Origin of the sequence: Halomonas sp. DP4Y7-1 (assembly GCF_019800705.1) — a bacterium.
Lineage (GTDB): Bacteria > Pseudomonadota > Gammaproteobacteria > Pseudomonadales > Halomonadaceae > Halomonas > Halomonas litopenaei_A.
Genome location: NZ_JAHVKS010000010.1, coordinates 1 through 24,229 on the forward strand (window position 1 = coordinate 1; position 24,229 = coordinate 24,229).

The 24,229-nt window shown below is 58.5% G+C and carries 20 protein-coding genes and 2 pseudogenes; 17 read left to right on the forward strand and 5 right to left on the reverse strand.

Going from position 1 to position 24,229, the window contains the following annotated elements; all coding sequences use genetic code 11:
- From KUV72_RS16805 to KUV72_RS16810, 3 genes and pseudogenes are all read right to left on the reverse strand, one after another.
- On the reverse strand, window positions 1-1,096 hold a 1,096-nt coding region (locus tag KUV72_RS16805), incomplete at its 3' end, for an Ig-like domain-containing protein (RefSeq protein ID WP_222239148.1).
- 159 nt (window positions 1,097-1,255) lie between these two features.
- Window positions 1,256-1,588, reverse strand: coding sequence for a type I secretion C-terminal target domain-containing protein (locus tag KUV72_RS20090; protein WP_409995898.1), 333 nt, complete (start codon window positions 1,586-1,588; stop codon window positions 1,256-1,258).
- A gap of 44 nt (window positions 1,589-1,632) precedes the next feature.
- Window positions 1,633-4,041, reverse strand: a pseudogene (locus KUV72_RS16810) (Ig-like domain-containing protein); the annotation flags it as partial.
- A gap of 640 nt (window positions 4,042-4,681) precedes the next feature.
- Here KUV72_RS16810 and truA point away from each other — a divergent pair.
- The 14 genes from truA to KUV72_RS16880 all read left to right on the forward strand — a co-directional run bounded on the left by truA (window position 4,682) and on the right by KUV72_RS16880 (window position 19,849).
- Window positions 4,682-5,653 (forward strand): tRNA pseudouridine(38-40) synthase TruA, encoded by a 972-nt coding sequence (truA, locus tag KUV72_RS16815; protein ID WP_222239150.1) that lies wholly within the window; start codon window positions 4,682-4,684, stop codon window positions 5,651-5,653.
- Window positions 5,650-6,303, forward strand: a complete 654-nt coding sequence (locus KUV72_RS16820) for a phosphoribosylanthranilate isomerase (RefSeq protein ID WP_222239151.1) — start codon at window positions 5,650-5,652, stop codon at window positions 6,301-6,303. Before truA ends, KUV72_RS16820 begins: the two co-directional genes overlap by 4 nt.
- Before the next feature lie 115 nt (window positions 6,304-6,418).
- Window positions 6,419-7,633 (forward strand): tryptophan synthase subunit beta, encoded by a 1,215-nt coding sequence (trpB, locus tag KUV72_RS16825; protein ID WP_222239152.1) that lies wholly within the window; start codon window positions 6,419-6,421, stop codon window positions 7,631-7,633.
- Window positions 7,634-7,652: 19 nt separating this feature from the next.
- Complete coding sequence (trpA, locus tag KUV72_RS16830; protein ID WP_222239153.1) at window positions 7,653-8,456, forward strand: tryptophan synthase subunit alpha; 804 nt, start codon at window positions 7,653-7,655, stop codon at window positions 8,454-8,456.
- 73 nt (window positions 8,457-8,529) lie between these two features.
- The gene (accD, locus tag KUV72_RS16835; RefSeq protein ID WP_224852069.1) at window positions 8,530-9,564 is read left to right on the forward strand and encodes an acetyl-CoA carboxylase, carboxyltransferase subunit beta; all 1,035 of its coding nucleotides are present in this window, start codon (window positions 8,530-8,532) and stop codon (window positions 9,562-9,564) included.
- Window positions 9,565-9,567: 3 nt separating this feature from the next.
- Window positions 9,568-10,986, forward strand: a complete 1,419-nt coding sequence (locus KUV72_RS16840; protein WP_222239154.1) for a bifunctional folylpolyglutamate synthase/dihydrofolate synthase — start codon at window positions 9,568-9,570, stop codon at window positions 10,984-10,986.
- The gene (locus KUV72_RS16845; protein ID WP_222239155.1) at window positions 10,983-11,678 is read left to right on the forward strand and encodes an SPOR domain-containing protein; all 696 of its coding nucleotides are present in this window, start codon (window positions 10,983-10,985) and stop codon (window positions 11,676-11,678) included. The genes KUV72_RS16840 and KUV72_RS16845 overlap by 4 nt, the downstream gene beginning before the upstream one ends.
- Complete coding sequence (locus KUV72_RS16850; protein WP_222239156.1) at window positions 11,678-12,340, forward strand: CvpA family protein; 663 nt, start codon at window positions 11,678-11,680, stop codon at window positions 12,338-12,340. Before KUV72_RS16845 ends, KUV72_RS16850 begins: the two co-directional genes overlap by 1 nt.
- Before the next feature lie 70 nt (window positions 12,341-12,410).
- Entirely contained in the window at window positions 12,411-13,928 is a 1,518-nt protein-coding gene (gene purF / locus KUV72_RS16855; RefSeq protein WP_206943213.1) for an amidophosphoribosyltransferase, read from the forward strand.
- A gap of 78 nt (window positions 13,929-14,006) precedes the next feature.
- The gene (locus KUV72_RS16860; RefSeq protein ID WP_222239157.1) at window positions 14,007-15,197 is read left to right on the forward strand and encodes an O-succinylhomoserine sulfhydrylase; all 1,191 of its coding nucleotides are present in this window, start codon (window positions 14,007-14,009) and stop codon (window positions 15,195-15,197) included.
- A gap of 465 nt (window positions 15,198-15,662) precedes the next feature.
- Complete coding sequence (locus KUV72_RS16865; protein ID WP_222239158.1) at window positions 15,663-16,244, forward strand: cytochrome b; 582 nt, start codon at window positions 15,663-15,665, stop codon at window positions 16,242-16,244.
- 49 nt (window positions 16,245-16,293) lie between these two features.
- The gene (locus KUV72_RS16870; protein ID WP_222239159.1) at window positions 16,294-16,875 is read left to right on the forward strand and encodes a YceI family protein; all 582 of its coding nucleotides are present in this window, start codon (window positions 16,294-16,296) and stop codon (window positions 16,873-16,875) included.
- Between the two features lie 187 nt (window positions 16,876-17,062).
- On the forward strand, window positions 17,063-18,349 hold the full coding sequence (locus tag KUV72_RS16875; RefSeq protein ID WP_222163696.1) for an MATE family efflux transporter: 1,287 nt from the start codon (window positions 17,063-17,065) through the stop codon (window positions 18,347-18,349).
- A 240-nt stretch (window positions 18,350-18,589) separates the two neighbouring features.
- Entirely contained in the window at window positions 18,590-19,849 is a 1,260-nt protein-coding gene (locus KUV72_RS16880) for a D-amino acid dehydrogenase (protein ID WP_206943204.1), read from the forward strand.
- Window positions 19,850-20,330: 481 nt separating this feature from the next.
- Here KUV72_RS16880 and KUV72_RS16885 read toward each other — a convergent pair.
- Together KUV72_RS16885 and KUV72_RS20015 are read right to left on the reverse strand one after the other, a co-directional pair.
- A pseudogene (locus KUV72_RS16885) lies at window positions 20,331-21,089 on the reverse strand (integron integrase); the annotation flags it as partial.
- Window positions 21,090-21,101: 12 nt separating this feature from the next.
- Window positions 21,102-21,290 carry a phage integrase N-terminal SAM-like domain-containing protein gene (locus KUV72_RS20015; protein WP_315857925.1) on the reverse strand — a complete coding sequence of 63 codons (189 nt, stop codon included), beginning with the start codon at window positions 21,288-21,290 and terminating at the stop codon, window positions 21,102-21,104.
- A 327-nt stretch (window positions 21,291-21,617) separates the two neighbouring features.
- Here KUV72_RS20015 and KUV72_RS16890 point away from each other — a divergent pair, with 327 nt between their 5' ends.
- The 3 genes from KUV72_RS16890 to KUV72_RS16900 all read left to right on the forward strand — a co-directional run bounded on the left by KUV72_RS16890 (window position 21,618) and on the right by KUV72_RS16900 (window position 23,873).
- A complete protein-coding gene (locus KUV72_RS16890) occupies window positions 21,618-22,379 on the forward strand; it encodes a hypothetical protein (protein ID WP_222239160.1) in 762 nt (253 codons plus the stop codon).
- Window positions 22,380-22,469: 90 nt separating this feature from the next.
- A complete protein-coding gene (locus KUV72_RS16895) occupies window positions 22,470-22,970 on the forward strand; it encodes a GNAT family N-acetyltransferase (RefSeq protein ID WP_222239161.1) in 501 nt (166 codons plus the stop codon).
- 579 nt (window positions 22,971-23,549) lie between these two features.
- Entirely contained in the window at window positions 23,550-23,873 is a 324-nt protein-coding gene (locus KUV72_RS16900) for a hypothetical protein (protein ID WP_222239162.1), read from the forward strand.
- Window positions 23,874-24,229: the final 356 nt, after the last annotated feature.

The window sequence follows — 24,229 nt, forward strand, 5'->3', positions numbered from 1 at the left end:
TCAAGGTCCTGCCGTCTGCACTGACGCTAAAGGTGAGGGGAGTGCCACCGGCGGTGAGGCTAGGCAACGAGTCGATATTCCAGTGGAATGCGTCCTGATCGGCCGCGCCGTCGGCGCCAAAGTCATAGCCAAGTGAGCCAGTGATGGTGGTGATGCGCCCCGGTGCATCATCTGTGCCTCCCTCGATGCCGCCGATCAGTCCGTCCTCATCGAGAAGGGCAGTTGGGGCTGTCGTCGACGGGTCGTCATCAGAGTCGGGTGTGATGGGATGAGCCGAGTTTTCAATAGCGACGACCGCCTGCGCGACAGCTGTATCGCCGTCATTGTCAATGACGGTAATGGTAAAATCCAAAGCACCGGAGGCAGCTCCGTTGGCCACAAATGTCCATGACCCATCGGTGCTTACGGTGAGCGTGCCCTGACCTGTGTCGATGGCACTATTCAGTGAATATTCTGTGTCATCACCAGCGACCTTGATAACCGTACGCTGGTGGCCATCCGCTCCACCATCCCATGTCCATTGAGAGGTAATGCTGTCACCCTGCCGTACGCTATCCGGCGTAACGATACTTGCAAGAGGGGAGTCGTCATTGATGTCAATAAGGATGCGTGAATTGGCGGTATCTCCGTCTTCATCGGAAATCGAAAAGCCGATGGCAAAGATGAGGCCATCTTCGACTCCCGAAAGTGCGTGATCCAGGGGAGCCATCAGTGCTAGTTCATATGCACCTGTCACAATATTGGTGTTAGTGAGCCGAAGCACAGCGTCACCTTCCGATGTGATGGCGGTCAGTGTTAATCCATCGGTCGATCTCTCCCAGAGAAGGGGCCTCCCAGCTGAGGTTAGGGACGGGAGCTGGGACGTATCCCAGGCGAAAGCACCACGCTGTGCATCACCATCTGCGCCGAATCGGTAACCGAGATAGCCGGTAGTCGTAGCGAGCTCGCCCGTGACGTCGCCGGATCCACCTGCTACACCTCCGGGTAGGCCTTCCTCGTCGATCCTGGCTAAGGCGCTGATATTTCTTCCTCCATCGGTAGAGACGAAATCGCCAATTGAGGAAAAAATCGGTCCATCTGTTTTCGAAGTAGTCATGTCATTCTCCATGCTCTGTCGAGGCACTATTAAGTACGTATCCATCAAGAGGATTAGACGCTATCAGTTATATTGTGAGCGGTGGCTATAGAAACTCTGGTTCCTGTAACGCATCTCTTCGTTGATCGCGCTGCTATCTTTTTGTGTAAAGATGTTGCTTCATATATCGAGTTGTCCGTTATGGATCAGTTTATCAATGTAATGTTCACTCACTCCGTCAAAGTTGATGGTCTGGCCCGTTAAGGTGATAACCAAATCGGCATTGCTTCCGTCGGCATTGATGACACCAATCGCCTTGATCGACAGCTTGACGTTGCCGTCTTCTCCCGATGCATGAACAAAGCTCGAAATATTGCTAGTGTCTGCATCCTGCAGAAGTTCGCTAAGGTCGAGCTTGTCTGCATGGGTGTCGCTGCCAAACTTTCCCTCTCGGAAACCAAGCACTTTATCCTGGTCGGGAGCATCCAATTTCCTGCATGATGAGAGAAACACTGGTAGATATCAGCGACGGTCTCACCTATCCATGTGTCGTGACCTGGCCCACCTATAAGTAGGTCATCGCCACCACCACCAACTAGCGTGTCGTTTCCAGATGACCCTTGAAGAGTATCTTCACCACCATCCATTCTCCCTATGTCGCGCAATACGCTATAGTGTTTGGCGATGTAGTCAGCTAGCTGTTGTTCGCTTGGACTTGAGCCATTGTTGACGCTCCACTTGATAAAATCTTCCAACCCTTGGTAACCGAGACCGTTGTGCTGGCCGGCAAGAAATCGCTCGCCGGTGTGGCCGTTGGTCCACTCAAGTTGATCACTGTTGATAGCGTCACCGAACAGGATGTCATCCCCGAAGGATCCTGCCAGCGTGTCGTTCCCTAGTGCCTTAAGAGTTGCCCCATGACTGCCGATCTGAAGGGCGGTATTGAGATCAGTTACGGTAGTGGCAATATCTGGCTCTCCGACTTGAGGGGTGATGACGGTCCCATCACTAAGTGAAAGGTCACCGGTATCTGTGCTGTAGGTGTTGTCAAAGAATCTCAGCTGATCTTCCCTGACGTCCTCGCTGATCCCGATGGAATGAACATCAGCCAACTTGGCGAGTCTATTGAAGGATTCCAGCGTCGCGGTCATGGTGTCGCCAGTAAGTGACAGGCCATTTACCGGTGTGGTGGGTTGTCCATGCCCTTTGATATAAGTGTTGGGACGGCCATCTGTGACGAGATAGGCAATGTTTACAAAATTCGGCTTGCTGAAGTTCGCTAAATAGGTTTCTGCACCTCGGAATGCAGCATCGAAGTTGGTGTTGTTTGCTGTTTCAAGCGCGTCGATAAAGGGCTTCACTTCGTCGAGATCTATGGTCGAGAAGTCTCGGAATGTCTTGATCGATGAAATGCCTCTATTGAAGGTAAGGACATGAAGGTTGACAATTCCATCGTGCTCGGAAAGATCTCGTGCAAGGGCTTTGATGGAACGTTGCATGACGTCAAGGCGACTGAGTCCACTGTTGGTCATCTGTCGCATGCTTTGTGACGCATCAAGCATCAGGATGGCGTTATGGTTTGTTGCGGCTTCAATTTTGGCGTCTACTCCGCCCGTGTCGCCGATTAAGACATCGTTACCCAAGCCTGATTGATACTTGCTGTTGCCGTTGTCATCCACCATCAGTTCTTTGGGTGGGGAAGCAACTGACACTGTCAACGTGGCGCTAGAGCTGTCGCCATCACTATCACTATCACTAAGTTGGTACTCGATAGTGGCGTCACCAGAGAAGTATTGGTTTGGTGTAAAGGTAATTGAACCATCCTTGTTGATAGTGACGGTTCCGGTTGCAGCCCCGCCATTTACGCTAGCGGCGGCGATTGAGCTTCTATCTGCACTAAGATTATCGTTGCCAATGACATTTACCGTGATTGGCTCACGGTGCAGCGTGTGTGTGCTGTCATCCTGCGCAAGCGGGATGTCGTCGTTGATATCGACGTGAAGTGAGCCCTGAGCGGTATCGCCATCACTATCCGTGATTCGGTAGCTGATGTTGAGTGACAGGTTGTCTTCAATACCTGGGGCGGTATGATGTAACGGCTTCAGCAATGTGACGCGATAGTTGCCGCCTTCAATATCTGATAGCTGCACCACAATAATCCGCACGCCTGCGTCGTTGACGCCAATCAGTGCCCGTCCGTTGGGGGCGAGAGTCCAGGTAACAGGATCTCCCCCCGAGCTAAGCGTAGGTAGGCCCTCCATGGACCAGCGGAATGCCTGCACCGTCCCGGCGCCATCAGTGCCGAAGTCGTATCCCAGCGAACCCGTTACGGTTGTGACGACACCCGCCGTATCGCCAGGGCCACCCTCGGCTCCGCTGTTCGAATGCCAGTGTGAGCGGACGCTACCCCCTTGATCCACGCCATCTGGTGTGACGATACTGGCCATTGGAGAGTCGTCGTTGATATTGATCAGGATTCGCGAGCTGGCGGTATCCCCGTCGTCATCGGTGATGGTGAAGCCCACAGCGAAGACCAAGCTATCTTCGGTATTGACCAGAAGATGCTTGAGGGGCTGATACAGGGTGAGTTCGTAACTGCCATGAACGACATCCGCGTTAGTGAGCTCGAGCACGGTGTCATCGTCGTGTGTCACCGCTTTTATCGGTTTGCCGTCAGCGGAGGTGATCCAGCTTAGCGTTTTGCCCTGTGCTGTCAGCGCGGGAAGGTGGTCGGTCTGCCAGAGGAAGCTAGTGCTATCTGCACGTCCAACAGCGCCAAAGTGGTAGCCAAGACTCCCGTTTACTGTGTAAGAGAGTTGGGCGATATCTTCGAATTCTCCAGCAAGTCCGTTCATCAATAGTTCTTCATCGACACGGGATAAGGCGCTGATGTTCTGAGCACCATCCGTTGCAACGAAGTCTGCCACTGAGGTGGATGCGAGGCTGCTTTCATGGCTTCTATTCATGAAGTTTCCTTGCCTTTTACCAACATGTTTCTGAATGTTGTATAACGCTAATTAAGGGTGCGTTATGCCAGTATTGTACTTATGGTCCATATGAGCCTTTTTCTTACGAAAATGATCGAATAAGCACAGCAATGGGTAAGGTTTAGAGGAGGGCTATATGCCCTCGTTAGGTGGTGGAAATGTCATGCGACGGGGAGTGTTCAAGTGAGTTTGTGCTGAAACTTTCATGTGCTTGTCCTGGTGCCAGGATGACCGCATTCGTCGAAGGAGCGGCGTCATGCGCGAATCCCGGGAGGCATTGCTGCGTTGTGCAGTGAGGGTGGGCGGGGAAAATGGAGCGTGTGACAGCACAGTATTCAAGAGAGTGCGGCTGGAGGGCCCAGCTGCTGTCGTGTCTCGGGCGTTGTTGTTCGGTGCGCGCCGCAGCCAAGGGTCGTAGGTAAGGGCGATGTTGGGGAAGGGGGGGACGGTAGCCTATCAGCGGAGGCGGATAGCGGGACGCCTATACGGTCACGGCTGGCAGGAGCCACGGTGACAGGCTGACTGCGAGGCTGGTCGTCACCGAGCGGTTAAGGGATAATGAACCTCTCATTCGCGCAGATTCCTGCGTGGCCACCGCTTTCTTCGGCTTGCAGGTCGTATGTCCTTCTTTCATCACCTTGACGAACGTACTCCCATGGAGGGTCGGCTCGCGCTCAGCGTTGAGTACGATGGAACCCATTACTGTGGCTGGCAGCGGCTCAAGCACGCGCCCTCTGTCCAGGGCGCAGTGGAGGCGGCGCTGGCCAAGGTGGCTGGCGCACCGATCACCTTGCACTGTAGCGGCCGCACTGATTCTGGCGTGCATGCCACGCGGCAGATCGCCCACTTCGATCCGCCTGTGCAGCGTTCGGAAAAGGCCTGGGTGTTTGGCGGTAACGCCAACCTTCCTCGCGATATCGCCATCCGCTGGATTCGTCAGGTGCCGGATGAGTTTCATTCCCGGTTCAAGGCCCTGGCCCGTCGCTACCGGTACGTGATCTTGAATCAGCCCAGTCGGCCGGTGCTGGAGCGTGCCAATGCTACCTGGTGCCGCGACCCTCTGGATGCGGACGCCATGCACGTGGCCGCTCAGGCTCTGGTGGGCGAGCATGACTTCTCAAGCTTTCGCGCGGCAGGCTGCCAATCCAAGACGCCCTGGCGGCACTTGCACTTCATAGAAGTCCATCGGCATGGCCCGCTGGTGGTGGTCGACCTGCAGGCCAATGCGTTCCTGCATCACATGGTCCGTAACATCGTTGGCGCGCTGGTCACCGTTGGGCGTGGCGAGCAGGGCACCGATTATATTCAGCGGCTGTTGGCGTTGCGCGACCGCCAGAAGAGCGACGTCACCGCCCCCGGCTGCGGCTTGCACTTTGTCGACACCCTGTATGATGAGCAGTGGCAGTTACCGGCGGAGCCTCTGGGGCCCAACCTGCTGGCCTTTCTGGGCGAGTGGACCGGTGAGCGTCCCTTGCCGGACTGTCCGATGGTCGAGTTCCGACGTGGCCGCCCGATCGCTGAGACACGCCGAGCCGTTCGCGCCGAGGAGCTGGATGGAGCACCGTCCAAGACGTCTGAGGAAAGGTCATGACAGCACCAATGCAGCGTACTCGGGTCAAGTTCTGCGGCCTCACCCGGGAACAGGACGTCGACGCCGCCGTGGCGTTGGGTGCTGATGCCATCGGTTTCGTACTGTGGGCGGGCAGCAAACGGGCCGTCGACGTGGATCAGCTGGCGCGCTTGTCGGCTCGGGTACCGGCGTTCATCACGCGGGTGGGGCTGTTTGTCGATGCCGCCCCGGAAGAGGTGAGTCGGGCCCTGCCATGGCTGGACCTGCTGCAATTTCACGGTGATGAGTCCGCCGCCGAGTGCGAGCGCTATGATCGTGCCTATATCAAGGCCCTGAGAATGCGTGACGGGCTGGATGTTCACGCCGCCGCACGCTGCTACGACAGCGCGCGGGGGCTGCTGCTCGATGCTTACCGCCCAGGTGTGCCGGGTGGTACCGGTGATACTTTCGACTGGAGCCGAATTCCACCAGGGCTGGGTAAAGCTGTTATCCTCGCGGGCGGTTTGTCCGACGACAACGTCAGCCAGGCGATCCGCCAGGTGAGGCCCCATGCGGTGGATGTGTCGGGGGGCATCGAAAGTGCTGCCGCGATCAAGGATGCTGGGCGGATGCGTGCCTTCGTCAATGCGGTGGCATTGGGCGACAGGGTCGCGAGCCAGACAGGCGTCTAGGAAGGGCGCTCAAGACGGGCGCTTGCTTGGGGGCAACAGTCGTCGCCGAAGGGGCGGGGGTGTTGCTACATGCCAATGACGCAGAGCCCAATAGACAACTCTGAAGGAGTCCGACATGAGCAAGTTCAGTGAGCTGTCCCGCTGGCCAGATGCCAGGGGCCATTACGGGGCCTACGGCGGGCGTTTCGTATCCGAGACCTTGAGCTTCGCCCTGGATGAGCTGGACCGCACCTATCAGAGCCTCAAGAACGACCCTGATTTTCAGGCCGAATTCGATCATGACCTTGCCCATTACGTGGGCCGGCCGTCGCCGCTGTATCACGCTCGGCGCTGGTCGCAGCAACTAGGTGGCGCACAGATCTGGTTGAAGCGTGAAGACTTGAACCACACCGGCGCCCATAAGGTGAACAACACCATCGGCCAGGCGCTGCTGGCCAAGAAGAGCGGCAAGCCACGGGTGATTGCGGAGACCGGGGCAGGCCAGCATGGCGTGGCGACCGCTACCGTGGCGGCGCGGCTTGGGCTGCGCTGTGATGTCTATATGGGTGAGGCTGATACGGAGCGGCAAAAGCTCAACGTCTATCGCATGCGTCTGCTGGGGGCCAACGTGATCCCGGTGACGTCGGGCACGCGGACGCTCAAGGACGCCATGAACGAAGCGTTGAGAGACTGGGTCACCAACGTCGACGATACCTTCTACATCATCGGCACCGTGGCAGGCCCTCACCCGTATCCGCAGCTGGTGCGCGACTTCAATGCCGTGGTCGGACGGGAAGCCAGGCAGCAGTCGCTGGAAGAATTTGGCCGTCTGCCCGATGCCCTGGTGGCCTGCGTAGGCGGTGGCTCCAATGCGATGGGCCTGTTTTATCCCTTCGTCGAGGATGATGGCGTGCAGATGTACGGCGTCGAGGCGGGTGGCGATGGCCTGGACAGCGGCCGTCATGCGGCGCCCCTGGCATCCGGCGCCCCTCGCGGCGTACTCCACGGTAATCGTACCTACCTGATGTCCGATGAAGGAGGCCAGGTCAGCGACACGCATTCGATTTCGGCCGGGCTGGATTACCCCGGTGTCGGTCCCGAGCACGCGCTGTGGAAGGACGTGGGCAGGGTCAACTATGTAGCCGCCAATGACGACGCGGTGCTCGAGGCCTTTCGTGAACTGACCCATGTGGAAGGCATCATGCCAGCGCTGGAATCGGCCCACGCCCTGGCCCATGCCAAGGTGTTGGCGCCGACCATGTCACCCGACCAGAATATTGTGGTCAATCTGTCCGGACGCGGTGACAAGGACATCCTCACTGTCGCCAAGATCGACAGTATCGACCTTTAAGGAAGCACAAGGGGATCCCATGTCTCGAATCGAACAGCGGTTTTGTTCTCTCGCCGAGCAGGGCCGCAAGGCGCTGGTGCCCTATATTACCGGGGGCGACCCGGTGCCTGGCGTGACCGTGGACTATATGCACGCACTGGTGGAGTCGGGTGCCGATGTCATTGAGCTCGGCGTCCCGTTCAGCGACCCCATGGCCGATGGTCCGGTGATCCAGAAGGCCTGTGAGCGGGCGTTGAAGCATGGTACCCGCCTGGTGGACCTGCTGGAGATGGTCGCTACCTTCCGCCAGCGTGACCAGGAGACGCCGGTGGTATTGATGGGGTATCTCAATCCTATCGAGCGCCTCGGGATCGAGCGCTTCGCACGGGAGGCACGTGCCGCCGGTGTCGATGGCGTGTTGGTGGTCGACATGCCTCCGGAAGAGGCAGACGAGCTTGGCCCGCTGCTGGAAGCTGCGGATTTGTCGCCAATCTTTCTCGTCGCCCCTACCACTTCACCTGAGCGTGCCGCTACAATATGCGCCCACGCGCATGGGTATCTCTACTATGTGTCGCTCAAGGGAGTGACTGGTTCGGCGCGACTCAATGCTGACGACGTAGCGGCGCATCTGGCGCCCCTGCGGCAGCTGACCGATCTGCCGCTGTGCGTCGGCTTCGGCATTCGGGATGGGGCCTCTGCAGCAGAGGTGGCCAAGGTCGCCGATGGTGTGATCGTCGGCAGCGCCCTGGTATCGCGCATTGCTGAACACTGTGACGCTCCTCATGACGCCATCGCCGAGATCAAGGCGGTGATGACAGAGATACGCCATGCCCTGGACGCCTGACAGGCATCCAGGGTAGAGATTCGACCCTGTCGTCGGCCATGGCCGGCGGCCGTTGCAACGGAAGACTTCTGACATGAGCTGGCTAGACAAGATTGTGCCCTCGGTGGGCCGCATTCAGCGCAAGGATCGTCGGGCGAGCGTGCCGGATGGCTTGTGGCGCAAGTGCCCCAAGTGCGAGTCGGTACTGTACTTGCCCGAACTCGAAAAGCATCACAATGTGTGCCCGAAGTGTGACCATCATCTGCGCCTGACGGCACGCAAGCGCCTGGACTGGTTCCTCGACAAGGAAGGTCGCGAAGAGATTGCCGCTGACCTGGAGCCGGTAGATCGTCTCAAGTTTCGTGACTCCAAGAAGTACAAGGACCGCCTGGCGGCGGCCCAGAAGGATACCGGCGAAAATGACGCCCTGATCGCCATGCGCGGTTCGTTGGATGGCATCCCGGTGGTGGCGGTGGCCTTCGAGTTCACCTTCATGGGCGGGTCCATGGGCGCCGTGGTGGGTGAAAAGTTCGTGCGTGCCGCGACCATTGCCCTGGAACAGGGCCAGCCGCTGGTATGTTTTTCTGCCTCCGGCGGTGCGCGCATGCAGGAAGCGCTGTTCTCGTTGATGCAGATGGCCAAGACCTCTGCCGCTCTGGAGCGCCTGAAGCAGGCGGGTGTGCCTTACATTTCGGTGCTGACCGATCCGGTCTTCGGTGGCGTGTCTGCCTCCCTGGCCATGCTGGGCGACTTGAACGTGGCCGAGCCGAACGCGCTGATCGGCTTTGCCGGGCCCCGCGTCATCGAACAGACCGTCCGCGAAAAGCTGCCTGAAGGCTTCCAGCGCAGCGAGTTTCTGCTCGAGCACGGCACCGTCGACATGATTATCCATCGCCATGACATGCGGGCCCGTATCGGTGGAGTACTACGCAAGCTGACCCATCAACCGGCGGCAGGCTTGCCGGATGAGGATGCGCCCGACCTGGTGGATGCCGCCGAGGCAGCCGAGCGCAACCTGGCCATGGCCGACGCGCCACAGCCAGAGGCTCTGCGTGCAGTGGACGATGAGGATGTCGGGTCTGCGTCGGAGGACAGCCACGCTGACCGTCCCCAGGACGCTCCGCGCTGATTCATGGACGAGCACGCCCTTCCCACCACTCTGGACGCTTGGCTGGCTCGGCTGGAAGCTGCCCACCCCGTGGGCATCGACCTCGGTCTCGAGCGCGTTGCCGCGGTCGCCGGCAGGCTTGGGCTGACCGCTGAGCCCATCGCCGAGGCTGTGATTACCGTGGCCGGCACCAACGGCAAGGGGTCCACCGTGGCCATGCTGGAAGCCTTGGGGCGGGCCCACGGGATGACGACGGCGGCGTACACCTCGCCGCATCTGGTGCGGTACAACGAGCGCCTGCGCCTCGACGGGCGTGAGGCCAGCGATGCGGTGTTGATGGAGGGTTTTGCTCGGGTTGAGCAGGCCCGTCTGTCGCCAACGCCGGTCAGCCTCACCTATTTTGAAGTGGGAACCCTGGCGGCGCTGTGGACCATCGCCCAAGCCAAGCCTCAGCTGGCCGTTCTTGAGGTGGGGCTGGGAGGGCGGCTGGATGCCGTCAATGTGGTCGACCCGGATGTGGCCGTGGTCACTACCGTGGCCCAGGACCATGCCGCGTTTCTCGGCAACGATATCACCGTGATTGGCCGCGAGAAGGCCGGCATCATGCGTTCCGGCAAGCCCGCCGTGCTAGGTAGTACCGCTCTACCCGACAGCGTGGCGGGGCATGCTGCCCGCATTGGTGCGACAGTCTTCGCCCTTGGCCAGGCGTTCCAGCACGCCTCGTATCGGTCGGCTCCCCAGTCGCCCTCTGGTTCAGTCACCCAGCAGGACAGCGATGCCAGCTGGTCCTGGCAGGGCACTGCGTTGGACGGCGCGACGGTTCGCGTGGGAGGTCTGCCCGACCCGGGCTTGCCGCGGGATAATGCCGCCAGTGCGCTCCAGGCGCTGTGGCTGGCCCGCGGAAGTCTGGAGGCATCGGCCTGCCACACCGCGTTTGCCCAGGTATCGCTACCGGGGCGCATGCAGTGGCAGGGTCGCTGGTGTCTGGATGTCGGCCACAACCCTCATGCCGCCGCCTACCTGGCCACTCGTCTCCACAGCCGTCGACACGCCTTAGGGGGTGACGAGCCAAGCGGGCGCCTGTGGTGCCTGATCGGTATGCTGGAGGACAAGGATGCCGATGGCGTCCTGGCTGAGCTGGCGCCGGTGGTCGACGGTTGGGTCCCGGTGACTCTCGAGGGGGCGCGAGGTCGCCCCAGCCAGGACCTGGCCGCGCGCATTGAACAGCTGGGAGGCGTCGTGATGCACCAGGCTGACACGCCTGACGCAGGGGCGGACTGGCTTGAATCGCGCTTCGGCGATGCGGATGACGTTCTGGTCACCGGTTCCTTCTTCACCGTTGCTGCCATACTGGCGAGGTGGGAACGTCAGAGGGAATGTCAGGGGGAGCGTCATAGCGACCGACAGACCGGAACCGGCAATGCCTGCGAGGGAGCGACATGAAATACGGAATGCGCGAGCGCGTTAGCGGAATCATCATCGTGGTGGCCTTGGGTGTCATCTTTATTCCCCTGTTGTTCGATGAGCCGGAGTCAGAGCAGCAGCGGCCCGAGCCGGTGCTGACCATTGACCCTCCAGTGGACGTAGAGCGCCGTGATGTGGCGGACCCCACGCCGCCCAGCACGCTGGGGGCCAACGAGTCAGCCTCATCGGGTGAGCAGCAGAACAGCGCCAATGCGTCCACCCAGTCACAGGTTGACCCGGGGCCCGCAGAGCAGGTGACTGCCGGCACCAACGCCGACACCGATCGCCAGAATGGGGCAGGCCAGGGCGCTTCGTCCTCTGCTTCCACCTCGTCTTCCTCCACCGACTCGCCGCGTCAGGAACCTGCTGAAGACCCCATCGCTGCCTTGGCGCGCCAGGCGGATCAGCGAGAGGGTCGCGCCGCCACGTCCGCGGTGCAGGGCGGTGAATGGGCCGTTCAGGTGGGCAGTTTCGGTGAGTCCGCCAATGCTGATCGACTGATGAACAAGCTGCGCGATCAAGGTTATCCTGCCTACTCGCGTGCCCGCAGCAACTCTCTGACAACCGTCTACGTGGGGCCTTTTGCGGCCTCGGAAGATGCCGAGGGGGTCATGGGCGAGCTCAAGTCTCGTGAGAACCTTCAGGGCTTGCTGGTCAAGGTGGATAGCTGATGCTTGCGACCTGGGTGGACTGGGTATTTGTGGCGGCACTGGCCTTGGCAGTGGGCGCGGGCTTCGTGCGAGGCTTGGTCAGGGAAGCGCTTGGCTTGGCGAGCTGGATCGTGGCGCTGTTGGCGGCGCGGATGTTTTCCGAGCCCGTTGCCGATCTCTTGGGCAATTGGATAGAGAGCCCGGACGGCCGCCTGATCGTCGCCTTCGTGTTGATCATCATCGTTACCATCCTGGTCGGGGGTATTCTGATCCGCATGGTGCAGGCAGCGGTGGAGTGGGTCGGGGCGGGGTTTCTTAACCGGCTCACCGGCGCAGTGTTTGGCGGGGTGAAGGCGACAGCCGTGCTGACCCTGGTGACGCTGCTGATCGGATTTACCCCGCTGGATCAATTGAAGGCCTGGCAAGATGCCAGCGTGCGCCCCCATTTCGAGCAATTGCGTGACTGGGGGCTGGGGCAGCTGAGTGACTTTGACGGGCGCTTGCCGGACTTCCCCGAGTCTCTGCGCGAGCTTCCGCAGCCAGACATGCAGACGCCGTCTCAAGGACAGTTTGAAGGGCACTCTCAAGGACAGTCCCCGGTACCATCTTCGCCGTCTTCGGGCGGTGAGGCAGAAGGACCTGCCAGCGACGATGCGAGCAGAGCAAACGGTACGGCGCTCTGACTTCGGCAGTGACAGACGACTCTTGCGCTGGCCTTGCGGCCGGCGTTTCACGGCAAATGAGGTAAGTTGAATGTGCGGTATCGTCGGCCTGATGGCCAAGCAGGCGGTTAACCAGGCAATCTACGACGCTCTGACGGTGCTACAGCATCGCGGTCAGGACGCGGCGGGCATGATGACCTGGAACGAAGGCCGTTTCCTGCTGCGCAAGAGCAATGGTCTGGTTCGTGATGTGTTTCACACTCGCCACATGGCGCGGCTCAAGGGCAATCTGGGTATTGGCCATGTCCGTTACCCTACCGCCGGTTCTTCCAGCGAGGCCGAGTCCCAGCCGTTCTACGTCAACTCTCCTTACGGGCTGGCGCTCGCTCACAACGGTAATCTGACCAACTCCGAGCAGCTCAAGAAAGAGCTGTTCTCGTCGGACCTGCGCCATATCAACACCAGCTCCGATTCCGAGGTTCTGCTCAACGTGTTCGCCCATGAGCTGGGCAAGCAGGGGCCGCACCTGGAACCTGGCGATATCTTTGACGCGGTGCGTCGCGTGCATCGGCGTTGCCGCGGTGGTTATGCCGCGGTGGCGGTCATCAACGGCGTTGGCCTGGTAGCCTTCCGTGATCCTCAAGGTATTCGCCCCGTCGTATTCGGTACCCGTGACCAGGGTGACGGCCAGGAAGTCATGATTGCGTCCGAGTCTGTTGCGTTGGACGTGGGTGGCTTTGAGCTTGAGCGTGACCTGGCGCCGGGCGAGGCCATCTTCGTGGACATGGACGGCAACTATCACACCCAGCTGTGTGCGGACCGTCCGGTGCTGGCGCCTTGTATCTTCGAGCATGTGTATCTGGCTCGCCCCGACTCTCTGCTGGACGGTGCCTACGTCTATGGCACGCGCCTGCAGATGGGCCGTAAGCTGGCCGATCGCATCAAGAGCGAATGGCCAGAGCACGATATCGACGTGGTCATTCCGATTCCCGACACCTCCCGCACCTCGGCGCTGGAGATGGCACAGCACCTGGGCGTGACCTACCGTGAAGGGTTCATGAAGAACCGCTATATCGGTCGTACCTTCATCATGCCGGGGCAGACCCAGCGCAAGAAGTCCGTGCGTCAGAAGCTCAATGCCATCGATGTCGAGTTCAAGGGCAAGAACGTACTGCTGGTCGATGACTCCATCGTGCGCGGGACCACCTGCAAGCAGATCATTCAGATGGCCCGCGACGCCGGGGCCAACAAGGTCTACTTTGCCTCTGCCGCACCGCCCGTGCGTTATCCCAACGTGTACGGCATTGATATGCCGGCGGCCAACGAACTGATTGCCCACGGGCGCAGCGAGGCCGAAGTGGGCGAGCTGATCGGTGCCGATCGCATCGTCTACCAGGATCTCGAGGACCTGAAGGCAGCCTGCCGTGAAGTCAATCCTGCTCTGGACGAGTTCGACTGCTCGGTGTTTGACGGCAAGTACATTACCGGAGACATCGACGAGGCGTACCTGGCCGAGTTGGAAGCGTCGCGTAATGACGGTGCCAAGCAGGAACAAAGTGCCGGAGATCACGCACTGGTCGGCATGCACAATCAGGACGATATAGACTGATAGCCAGCGCAGCGGGCCGGGTCGATTCCTGACCAGGCCCGGTGTCAGGGTCGTCGGCAATCAGTCAGGGAGAGCAAGATGCAGGATTCGACGCAGGATACGTGGAACATCGACACCCTGGCGATTCGCTCAGGGCACGATCGCACCCACGAGCAGGAGCACGGTGAGCCGATTTTCACCACCTCGAGCTTTGTCTACGGCAGTGCAGCCGAAGCGGCGCGCAAGTTTGGTGGTGAGGAGCCGGGGAATATCTACTCGCGCTTCACCAACCCCACGGTGCGCACCTTCGAGCGCCGCCTGGCCGCGATGGAAGGCGGCGAACGCTGTGTCGCGACCAGTTCTGGCATGGCAGCCATTCTGTCCACGGCGCTGGCATTGCTGTCCTCTGGCGATGAGATCGTGGCCTCACGCTCCTTGTTCGGGTCGACGGTCAGTCTGTTCGACAAGTATCTGGGCAAGTTCGGCATCAAGACCCGCTACGTCGAGCTGTCGGATCTGGCAGCCTGGGAAGCGGCCATTACGCCGGAGACTCGCCTGCTGTTTGCCGAGACTCCGTCGAACCCTCTCTCCGAGGTGGCGGACATTCGTGCACTGGCAGACCTGGCCCATCGTCACGATGCATTGCTGGCCATCGATAACTGCTTCCTTACCCCTGCGCTGCAGCGTCCACTCGCACTAGGTGCGGACTTGGTGGTGCATTCTGCTACCAAGTACCTGGACGGTCAGGGGCGAGCGATTGGTGGGGCTGTGGTGGGCCGTGACAAGGAGCTCGAGGAAGTCTTTGGCGTGGTCAGGACCTGTGGGCCGTGCCTTAGCCCCTTCAATGCCTGGATCTTTACCAAGGGCCTTGAGACCTTGAGTCTTCGAATGCACGCCCACGCCGCTTCTGCGCTGGCACTGGCACAGTGGCTCGAAGCCCACCCGGCAGTGGAGCGCGTGCACTACAGTGGATTGGAAAGCCATCCCCAGCATGAGGTCGCGCGTGAGCAGCAGCAGGGCTTTGGCGCGGTGCTTGGGGTTGAGGTGAAAGGGGGCCGTGAGCAGGCCTGGTCAGTGATCGATGCGACCCGCATGCTATCGATCACCGGCAACCTTGGCGATGCCAAGACCACCATCACTCACCCCGCCACCACCACGCATGGGCGGCTGTCCGATGAGCAGAAAGCCATCGCAGGGATTTCCGAGAATCTGATTCGCATTGCGGTCGGGCTCGAACATCTTGACGATATCAAGGCTGATCTGGCTCGCGGCCTGGACGCGCTGCGCTGATCGTTTTCGCTCTTGCGGGGGTCGCCTGGCCCCTGCAAGAGCAGATCCACTTCCGTCTCATGGACCGCTGATGCTTCCTTCCTGTCTGCGTCACCGTCCGTATCTTTCCAATGCTATTCGTTGAGCGGTATTCACTGCTCTGCCGTCCTTGTCCAGCCGTACTCTATCTAGCGTCGTTCTATCCAGACGAACCTAATATCGCCGTCTGGCACTCCGTCCTTACCATCTCTGGCTCCAACGTCGGAGCTGGGGCCTGGTCTGACAGCCATCGGGAGAGCCGATGGTGCTCGCAGCGTTTCTGTGTAGCTGTCCGATCTTTGCGCAAGCGATAACGCCGACGCAGCGTGAGGGCTCAGCCCCACGACAGACTCAGTTTTATTGAACCAATCATTCGGAATTTTTCCACGGATTGGCGCCTCAACATGAGTTAAGCTCGATTTCATCGATGAATCAGAGGACGCCGTCATGTGGCGCAATTCACCAAGGGGCTGGGGGCTTCTCGCCATTGTGTTGCACTGGAGCAGTGCAGTGGCCATCGTCGGGCTGTTCGCCCTGGGCTGGTGGATGACGGGGCTCGACTACTACAGTGAGTGGTATCACCTGGCACCTTGGTGGCACCGCGGCATCGGCGTTCTGGTCATGCTGATGATTCTGGGCAGGATAGCCTGGCGCCTGGCACAGCCGACGCCTGCCGCCCACGGGTCGCGGCTGGAACGTCGGGCGGCCTCCTGGGGGCATCTGGCGCTTTATGTACTGATGTTGGCGGTGCTGATCAGCGGGTACTTGATCTCTACCGCGGATGGCAAGGGCATCGAGGTGCTCGGCATGTTCACGCTTCCCGCGGTGATCAGTGACCTGCCTGAGCAGGCGTCACGGGCAGGGGTGGTGCACTGGTACAGCGCTGTGGCGCTGATCATTCTGTCGGCGGGACATGCACTGGCCGCCTTCAAGCACCACTATGTCGACCGTCAGGACACATTGCGGCGTATGCTCGATCCTCGGCTGTCACAGCAAGGACGACATGCGGCCGAATCGAAAGGTCGTTGAACGCGTTACGTCACTCACGCACGACTGACGTCATCACAAGGAGAAAGACATGCTCAAGAAGACCGCTATTGCCGCCCTGGCCGCTGGCTCTCTATTGCCCCTGGCGCAAGCTCAGGCCGCTGATTACGCCATTGATTCGGAGGGGCAGCACGCCTTTATCCAGTTCAAGATCAGCCACCTCGGCTACTCCTACATTCTCGGCAGCTTCGAGTCGTTTGACGGCACCTTCAGCTACGATGGTGAAGACACTGCCAGCGCCTCGGCGCAGCTCGAGGTCGACGTGACCAGCCTGACGACCAATCACGCTGAACGCGACAAGCATATCCTGAGCGGCGACTTCCTTAACGCCGACGAGTATCCGACGGCCACCTTCACCTCAACCGGGTTTGAGTCCACCGGCGATGGAGAAGGCGTGTTGACCGGCGACCTGACCCTGCATGGCGTGACCAATACCATCGAAATGCCGGTGACCTTGCTGGGCGAGGGCGAAGATCCCTGGGGTGGCTACCGCGCAGGTTTCGAGGGCTCGACCGAGCTCGCGCTGGGCGACTACGACATCGATATGAGCAAGTTCCCCGAAGCGATGCGCAGCCTTGAGCTTTACGTGACGTTCGAAGGCATTCGCCAGTAACACGCGGCGTCACGCAGGCTGTACGACGACCCCGGGCCCAGGCCCGGGGTCTGTGGTTGCGGGATAGGGTGAGCGCGCTGCGGCGTTGCTATACCATACGCGGCCAGACCTACCAATCGGAGATACCGTGCACCTAAGTTCCGACTCCAGCGCCTTAGGGCCAACCCTGTGGCGCAAGACCTGGCCGATGGCGATCGGGGTGCTATCGCTGCTCGGCTTTCAACTCGTCGACTCTGCATTTGTGGCGCGCCTGGGGACAGCTCCCCTGGCGGCGCAGTCCTATACCTTTCCCCTGTCGTTTCTGGTGATTGGTGTCCAGGTTGGCATGGGGATCGCCATTGCCGCCCTGATATCGCGCGCGCTGGGGGCGGGCGAGGCGGTGAGAGCACAGCGCCTGGGAAGCCTGTCGCTGATGATGGGTACGCTCGCCATCGGGGCGTTGGCGCTGCTGCTGTGGGTCCTGCAGACCCCGATCTTCAGTGCCCTGGGGGCTGACAGCGATGCGCGAGCGCTGATTCGTGCCTACTGGGCGCCACAGCTGATCGCGGCCTGGCTAGGCGCCCTGGTGTACTTTGGCTATAGCCTGTTTCGTGCCCACGGCAATACCAGCCTGCCTGGCAGCATGATGGTCCTGACCAGCCTGGTGAACCTCGCCCTCGACCCTGTGCTGATCTTTGGTATCGGTGACTGGCAGGGGCTGGGGCTGCCCGGCGCTGCCTGGGCAACGGTACTGGCCTTCGGCAGCGGCCTTGGCGTCTTGGCCTGGCAGCTGAAGGGGCGCGAGTGGCTCGCGTTAAAAGGCCTCGGCGAGGAGTGGCGAAGCTCTGGCAAGGCCTTTGCCAGTGTTGCCTGTCCCGCCATGATCAGCCAGCTAATGCCGCCGCTCGCGGCCATGCTCGCGATTTCGACCGTGTCGGGGCTGGGTGATGCGGCAGTGGCGGCCTGGGGCTTGGCCAGCCGCCTGGAAACCGTGTCGCTGATGGTGGTGCTGGCGCTGACCATGTCGCTGCCACCTTGGCTCGGACGCTGTTATGGGGCGGGGGACTGGTCTCAAGTTCACCGTCTGATGCGGCTGGCATTGAAGGTAGTCGTGGGGTGGCAACTGGCCCTTGGTATCGTCCTGGCGTTGGCCGCGCCATGGTTGGCCGGCATGCTGGCCGGGACGGAGGATGTCAGCCAATCACTGGCGACCTTGATGCATTTCATGCCACCCAGCTACGCCGCCTTGGGAGTCTGCATGCTGGTAGTGTCCGCCGGTAATGCGCTTGGCTGGCCGATGCGGGCGATGCTGCTGTCCGCGGCCAGGCTGTTTGTGTGCTATCTACCCTGTCTGTGGCTCGGGGTGATCCTGATAGGCGGGGTCAGCGGTCTCGGCATGGGAGCCGCGCTGGGTAACCTGCTGGCGGGCCTTGCCGCTTACCTGCTGTTGCGCCGCACCCTGTCGCGACCCAAGCGCTGCGGCACTGCGGTTTGAAGGGGTAGTAGATATTGCTTTTTTTATGTCGTTAATCGATTGATGTTTCTGCTGGGTATGTGAAAAACGTTCTCCTGTCTCGTGCATTAGGGTGAAAAAAGAATAAAACACTGGTTTGGCCCCTCTATACTCGCGTCATGTCGAGCCGCAGCCCGTAGCTGCGGCTCATTGCATCAACGGCTGGCATGACAGCGCCCCTGACGGGCGTGGCACCAACAATGAGAATAGAGGAGCGGCGACATGAAGGTATTGGTTCTGGGCGCAGGTGTGGTGGGTGTAACAACGGCCTACTATCTGGCACGTCAGGGTCATGAGGTCCGGGTCGTGGACCGCCAGCCTTCCGTTGCCATGGAGACCAGCTATGGCAATGCGGGTCAGGTATCCTTCGGCTTCTCTTCTCCCTGGGCTGCGCCGGGCATTCCACAGAAGGCCGTGAAGTGGATGTTTCAGGAGCACGCTCCGCTCAAGATCCAGCCCAAGATGGACCCGACCATGGGTCGCTTCATGATGCAGATGCTCAGCAACTGCAACCCCGAGCGCTACGCCATCAACAAGGAGCGCATGGTTCGCGTCGCCGAACACAGCCGTGCCTGCATCAATGCTCTGCGTGATGAGACCGGCCTTCGTTATGAAGACCGCCAGAAGGGGCTGCTGCAGCTGTTCCGCAGCGAAAAGCAGGTCGAGGCCGTCGGCAAGGACATGAAGGTACTCGAGCAGTGCGGTGTGCGTCATGAGTTGCTGGATGCCAGTCGCATCGCTGACGTCGAGCCGGCGCTGGCGCGGGTGCCCGGCAAGTTCGTGGGTGGTCTTCACCTGCCCGATGACCAGACCGGTGATTGTCACCTGTTCACCAATCGTCTGGCGGACTACTGCCGCGAGAAGCTGGGCGTCGAGTTCCTGTTCAACACCACCATTGAGCGGCTGACTCGCGTGTCTGGCAAGGTTGAGGCAGTGCACACCAGTGCCGGAGAGTTGACCGCAGATGCCTACGTCATGGCGTTGGGTAGCTACTCCCCATTCCTGGCGCGGGACCTGGACATCCGCTTGCCCATCTATCCGGTCAAGGGCTACAGCCTGACCTTGCCAGTGGTCGATGATGGCGGTGCGCCCCAGTCCACGGTGATGGATGAGACCTTCAAGGTAGCAATTTCGCGCTTCGACAACCGTATTCGCGTTGGCGGCACCGCGGAGCTTGCCTCCTACGACCTCAGCCTGGCAGAAAAGCGTCGTGCGACGATCTCCATGGTGGTGCGCGACGTGTTCCCGGAAGGTGGTGATCTGGCCAAGGCCGAATTCTGGACGGGACTGCGTCCCATGACCCCGGACTCCACACCGATCATCGGTGCCACCAAGTACGACAACCTGTGGCTCAATACCGGCCACGGCACCCTGGGCTGGACCATGAGTTGCGGCAGCGCTCAGCTGTTGTCTGACCTGATCGACGGTCGTGCACCCGCCATCGACCCCAACGGGCTGGCCGTGTCTCGCTACGCGGCGTGAAGCGACAACCCGCAGAGGAAAGCCAAGGCAAAGCGATAGGGTGAAAACCCTACCGATAGATCGCCAGGGCAGGCTGGTGGCGTAACACGCTACCAGACACAATGCCAACGCCACGACACCCCGACGGGCAACGCCCGCCGGGGTGTCGTCGTTTGTGAAGACGACGTATTCGGTGCAATGGCGTCTTGTGCCCCTAGCTTGAAAAGGGCAACCGCTGCCGACAGAGGTGAAGACAGGGCTCGAATCCGCGATCCCGACGGTATAAGCTGAAAAACACCAATTAAACTTAGCCTAAGCGGCAGGCCTCCTTCGGCAGACTTTCCAGGACACCTCGTTTGCGTCAGTCGACGTCATACCGATGTCGGGAGGGAAGGTGGCCCCCGTCGCCGGAGAAGGGGCGTGTCAGCGTGACAGTCTCCTGCGGTAGCCTGCCTGTACGGTAATTGTTGACCGGGTTGCCCACTCCAGGCCCGTGATGGCGCTAGATCAAATCCAGTGGGCTGGCTGTGCCAGCAAAACGCTTGCCGATAACATGGGTGTAGATCTGTGTGGTTCGGACATCAGTGTGACCAAGCAACTCCTGTACCGTGCGAATATCCTGACCGAGCTCAAGCAGGTGGGTGGCAAAGGAGTGGCGGAAGGTATGACAACCGACCCGCTTGTCCACAATGCCTGCTTGTTTCACCGCCACTTTCAGCGCCTTGAGAGGGACTGAGTCGTGCAGATGATGCCGACACAGAACACCCGAAATGGGATGGGCGCAAAGGCTAGTTGAAGGAAACACGAACATCCAGGCCGGTTGGCGGTAGGCACCTGGGTACTTCTTTCCCAGCGCAAAGGGCATCGAGGGGCCTACTCCCCGCGCGACATCTTCGCATTGCAGGGACAAGGCCATCTGTATCTGCTGAGTTAGTGCGGACGTCAGGGGCGTGCTCAGCAAAGTCCTGCGATCCTTGCCTCCCTTGCCGCTAACGATGGTCAAGGCCCCTGTATTGAAATCGACATCTTTGACACGAAGCCGTAGACACTCCGCAATACGTAGCCCACTGCCATAAAGCAAAGAGCAGACCAGCCAGTTTCGTCCCGACAAACATGACAGGATCGCCGCGACCTCGGCACGCGTCAGCACGGTAGGAAGCCTGCGATGCTGGCGAGCATGCTTGAAATTGAGGTGACCCAATTCGACACCAAGAAACTTGTGGTACAAAAATGCGAGAGCATTCAACGCAATCTTCTGCGTGTTGACCGAGACTCAGTGATCATTGGCGAGTGATGTCAGGAAGGCGCGCACCTCGGTTGCTCCCATCTCAGTAGGATGTCGGCGTTGGTGATACAAGATGAACCGCTTGATCCAATACAGATAGGTTTTTTCTGTTCGAATTCTGTAGCCACGCAAGCGTAGATCTCGGCGGATGGCCTCCAGAAATGGGCTCTTGCTCATGTGCAATCTCCCGAAAACGGTAGATCTATATTTATACAGCATGCTGATAAGCGTCCAGCCATCGTGCTTGGAAAGCAACAGAAGAAGGCACGATTTGTCCGCAAAGATTCAACAAGAAATACGGGTGATCAAACAGTTATGAGACTAATAGAATGTCGTGCATACTTTCGCAGGAATTCGAGAATGCCCGTATTGGCGCGCAAGGGAATGCGGGGATAGAGTGAAACTCTTAGAAATATGAAGAAGATATGAGGCGTGTAGGCCGATTCGTGCAGCGACAATTTCAGCACGCATACGATTAAAAATGTTAACTTTTAAGGAGCGTCTGTGCTATCTCGTGTAAATGGATTTTTGAGTAACAAAATCGAATTATCTGAAGGGGTCTCGGCAGATGGCTATTCCCTTGTTCTTAGAGGCATTCTTTATTTCATAACAGCATCCTGGATTTCTTTCTATCCAGCTTACCTATTATTAATCCATATGAAGGTTGAAGAATTCTTCTCATACGATGTATTTGTGGGTGGTTTATTCGAAATCAAGTCCTTTTTGTTTCTGGTGTTTATTCTTATTACTATATCTGCACTATACATGTGGGGGTTTGTTGTCATATTTAGGAAAGCAGTGATCTCAAAATCCAAAGGGATGTGGTTTTTAGGTGCTTTATTTGTTCTGGTTTCCCTCTTGTTTCATCTGGTTATGTTTTCAAGCGGTCTTTCATCTGGAAAGCTCGATAGAATCTTATGGCTATCGGCTTTAGGTTTTATTTTTTCTGTGGCTATCTCGTCCTATATGGCCAATCCACTAAAAAACGTCGTCTCAAACTGGGTTGCGCCACTATTAGGAATTGTTGCTAGCGCAACATTACCAGTTTTCTTTACTGATGTAACATCGGACATAGTGAAAACAGGTTTAGAAAATTTTAGGGTTGGCGGTAGTGTTCAGGCTTCAATTCACAAGGTGGAAAACGGTGACACAATAAAGGCAGGGAAACTTCTTTTACTTACTCCTCAATATGCCTATCTACGTGAAGGTGATAGTGGTTACATTTCTATATCTCGAAACAACGATACTTATGTGTCAGTGCAGTAAAAAGTTAACAAGCGCGTCAATTGTGGCTGGTTTTCCGCTGGCGCTTCAAACCAGCCCATTACGCGGGCGATAGACCTTGGATCAAGCTTAATGAAAATCCGTAACGAACTGCCCTCAGACGCTACTGCCATTGAAGAAGTCATTGTCACAGCATTCCAGAATGCGGCTCATACTGACCATACGGAGCAATTGATTGTTCGGGTACTGCGCAAAGCTGGTGCAATGTCCGTGTCCCTTGTTGCGGAGGACAGCGGCGCGGTCATTGGTCACGTCGCACTGTCTCCCGTCACCATCTCAAGTGGTGCTGTCGGATGGTATGGGCTTGGACCAATCGCTGTAGTGCCAGAACGGCAAGGAAGGGGCATCGGCGCTTATCTAGTGCGAGCCGGGCTCGATGAGCTGCGCTCACAACATGCCTCTGGGTGTGTGGTGCTGGGAGAGCCTGGCTACTATTCTCGCTTTGGTTTCGTCGCAGCGCCGGAATTGGTGCTACCGGGCGTTCCACCTGAGTACTTCCAAGCTATATCGTTTAACGGTTCGCTGCCCGCAGGAACAGTTTCCTACCATGATGCATTTTCGGCCAAGAGCTAACAATTTATTCAGGCCGAGCCGCTTCGCGGTTTGATACTTAGTCGTCCCATAAATGCTTATTTATATCCACGCCTTGGTCACCTCCGGAAAATTTAACGTAGTCAAAGGAACTCAAGTGAAATACTTGCCAATCTCACTATTCACCGTCTTGGCTAGTAGCACTCTAGCCGGTGCATCAAGCAGCAACAATCTAGATACTAGTCATTTGGTTCTTGTAAAGGAAAATCATGCGACAATAGTTAGATCCGGTATCGGCTACACTATGGATAGCTACATAGTATTGTTTCAACAACCGTATTATATTACCGTGGAGCGCAACGATAACAAACCTATTACCTTCGCCGAAGCATCTGAAATTGCGGCAGAGTACATTCAACCACGAGGCTGCACTGAACCGCTGTCTCGACGTCCAGATCTGGATGCATCAAACAGCGACAAAACTCAATGGATTATTGGAGTCGAGTGCTAGTGAAACTGGAGCTCATAGCAAATAATTCAAGCCGTCCGCTTCGATCATTGCGACCGGCTAAAGCTATCCCTTAACCATACCCTAGGCATCCGTAGTCAGGTGGTTAAACAATGTATTATGAACTATTTCTTATGTTTGAATGGGGCGGTGGGTGTTTGTGGTGTGGTAATGATATAGCACGAGAAAAATTCGATGTGGGGCCGCTTGAAGAAACATTGATACTAGCAGACGAAATTCTCCGGGAGCTAGATGAGCTATCTAGATGGCATGATACAGCTTTAGATTGGGAATATCCTCCTGATCCCAGCCCTTGGAATGAAGAAGAGTTTATGGCATTCGATAAAGCTGCTTATATGATGGTGGAAAAACTCAAAGCAGAACTTGGTCCCGAGTTTGTTGTAACGTATAAACCATTACCTGATGATCTTACCTAGCGACCGTAGGTATAGATCACCATTTTGTGTGTTTCTGCCGCGGTTGAAGTGCCCCCTCCTGATGGCTGCACTATGGTCTATGCAGCTCGGGAGGGGGCACTTCATACAGGCTCACACAAGAATTCACGACGCCCTAAACCCCGGAGCAAAACGGCCTGGTCGAGCGCTTCTTCCGGTCCCTGAAGTAAGAATGCATCTGGCAGCACCGGTTCGAGTCGCTGGGCCAGGCCCGATCGGTGATCAGCCGCTGGATTCGGTACTACAACGAATAGCGGCCACATCAGTCTCTAGGTTATGTGGCCCCCCTAGCACACCCGCCATTAGCGGCGTAGGGTGTGCAGAAAACAGGGGGGCAC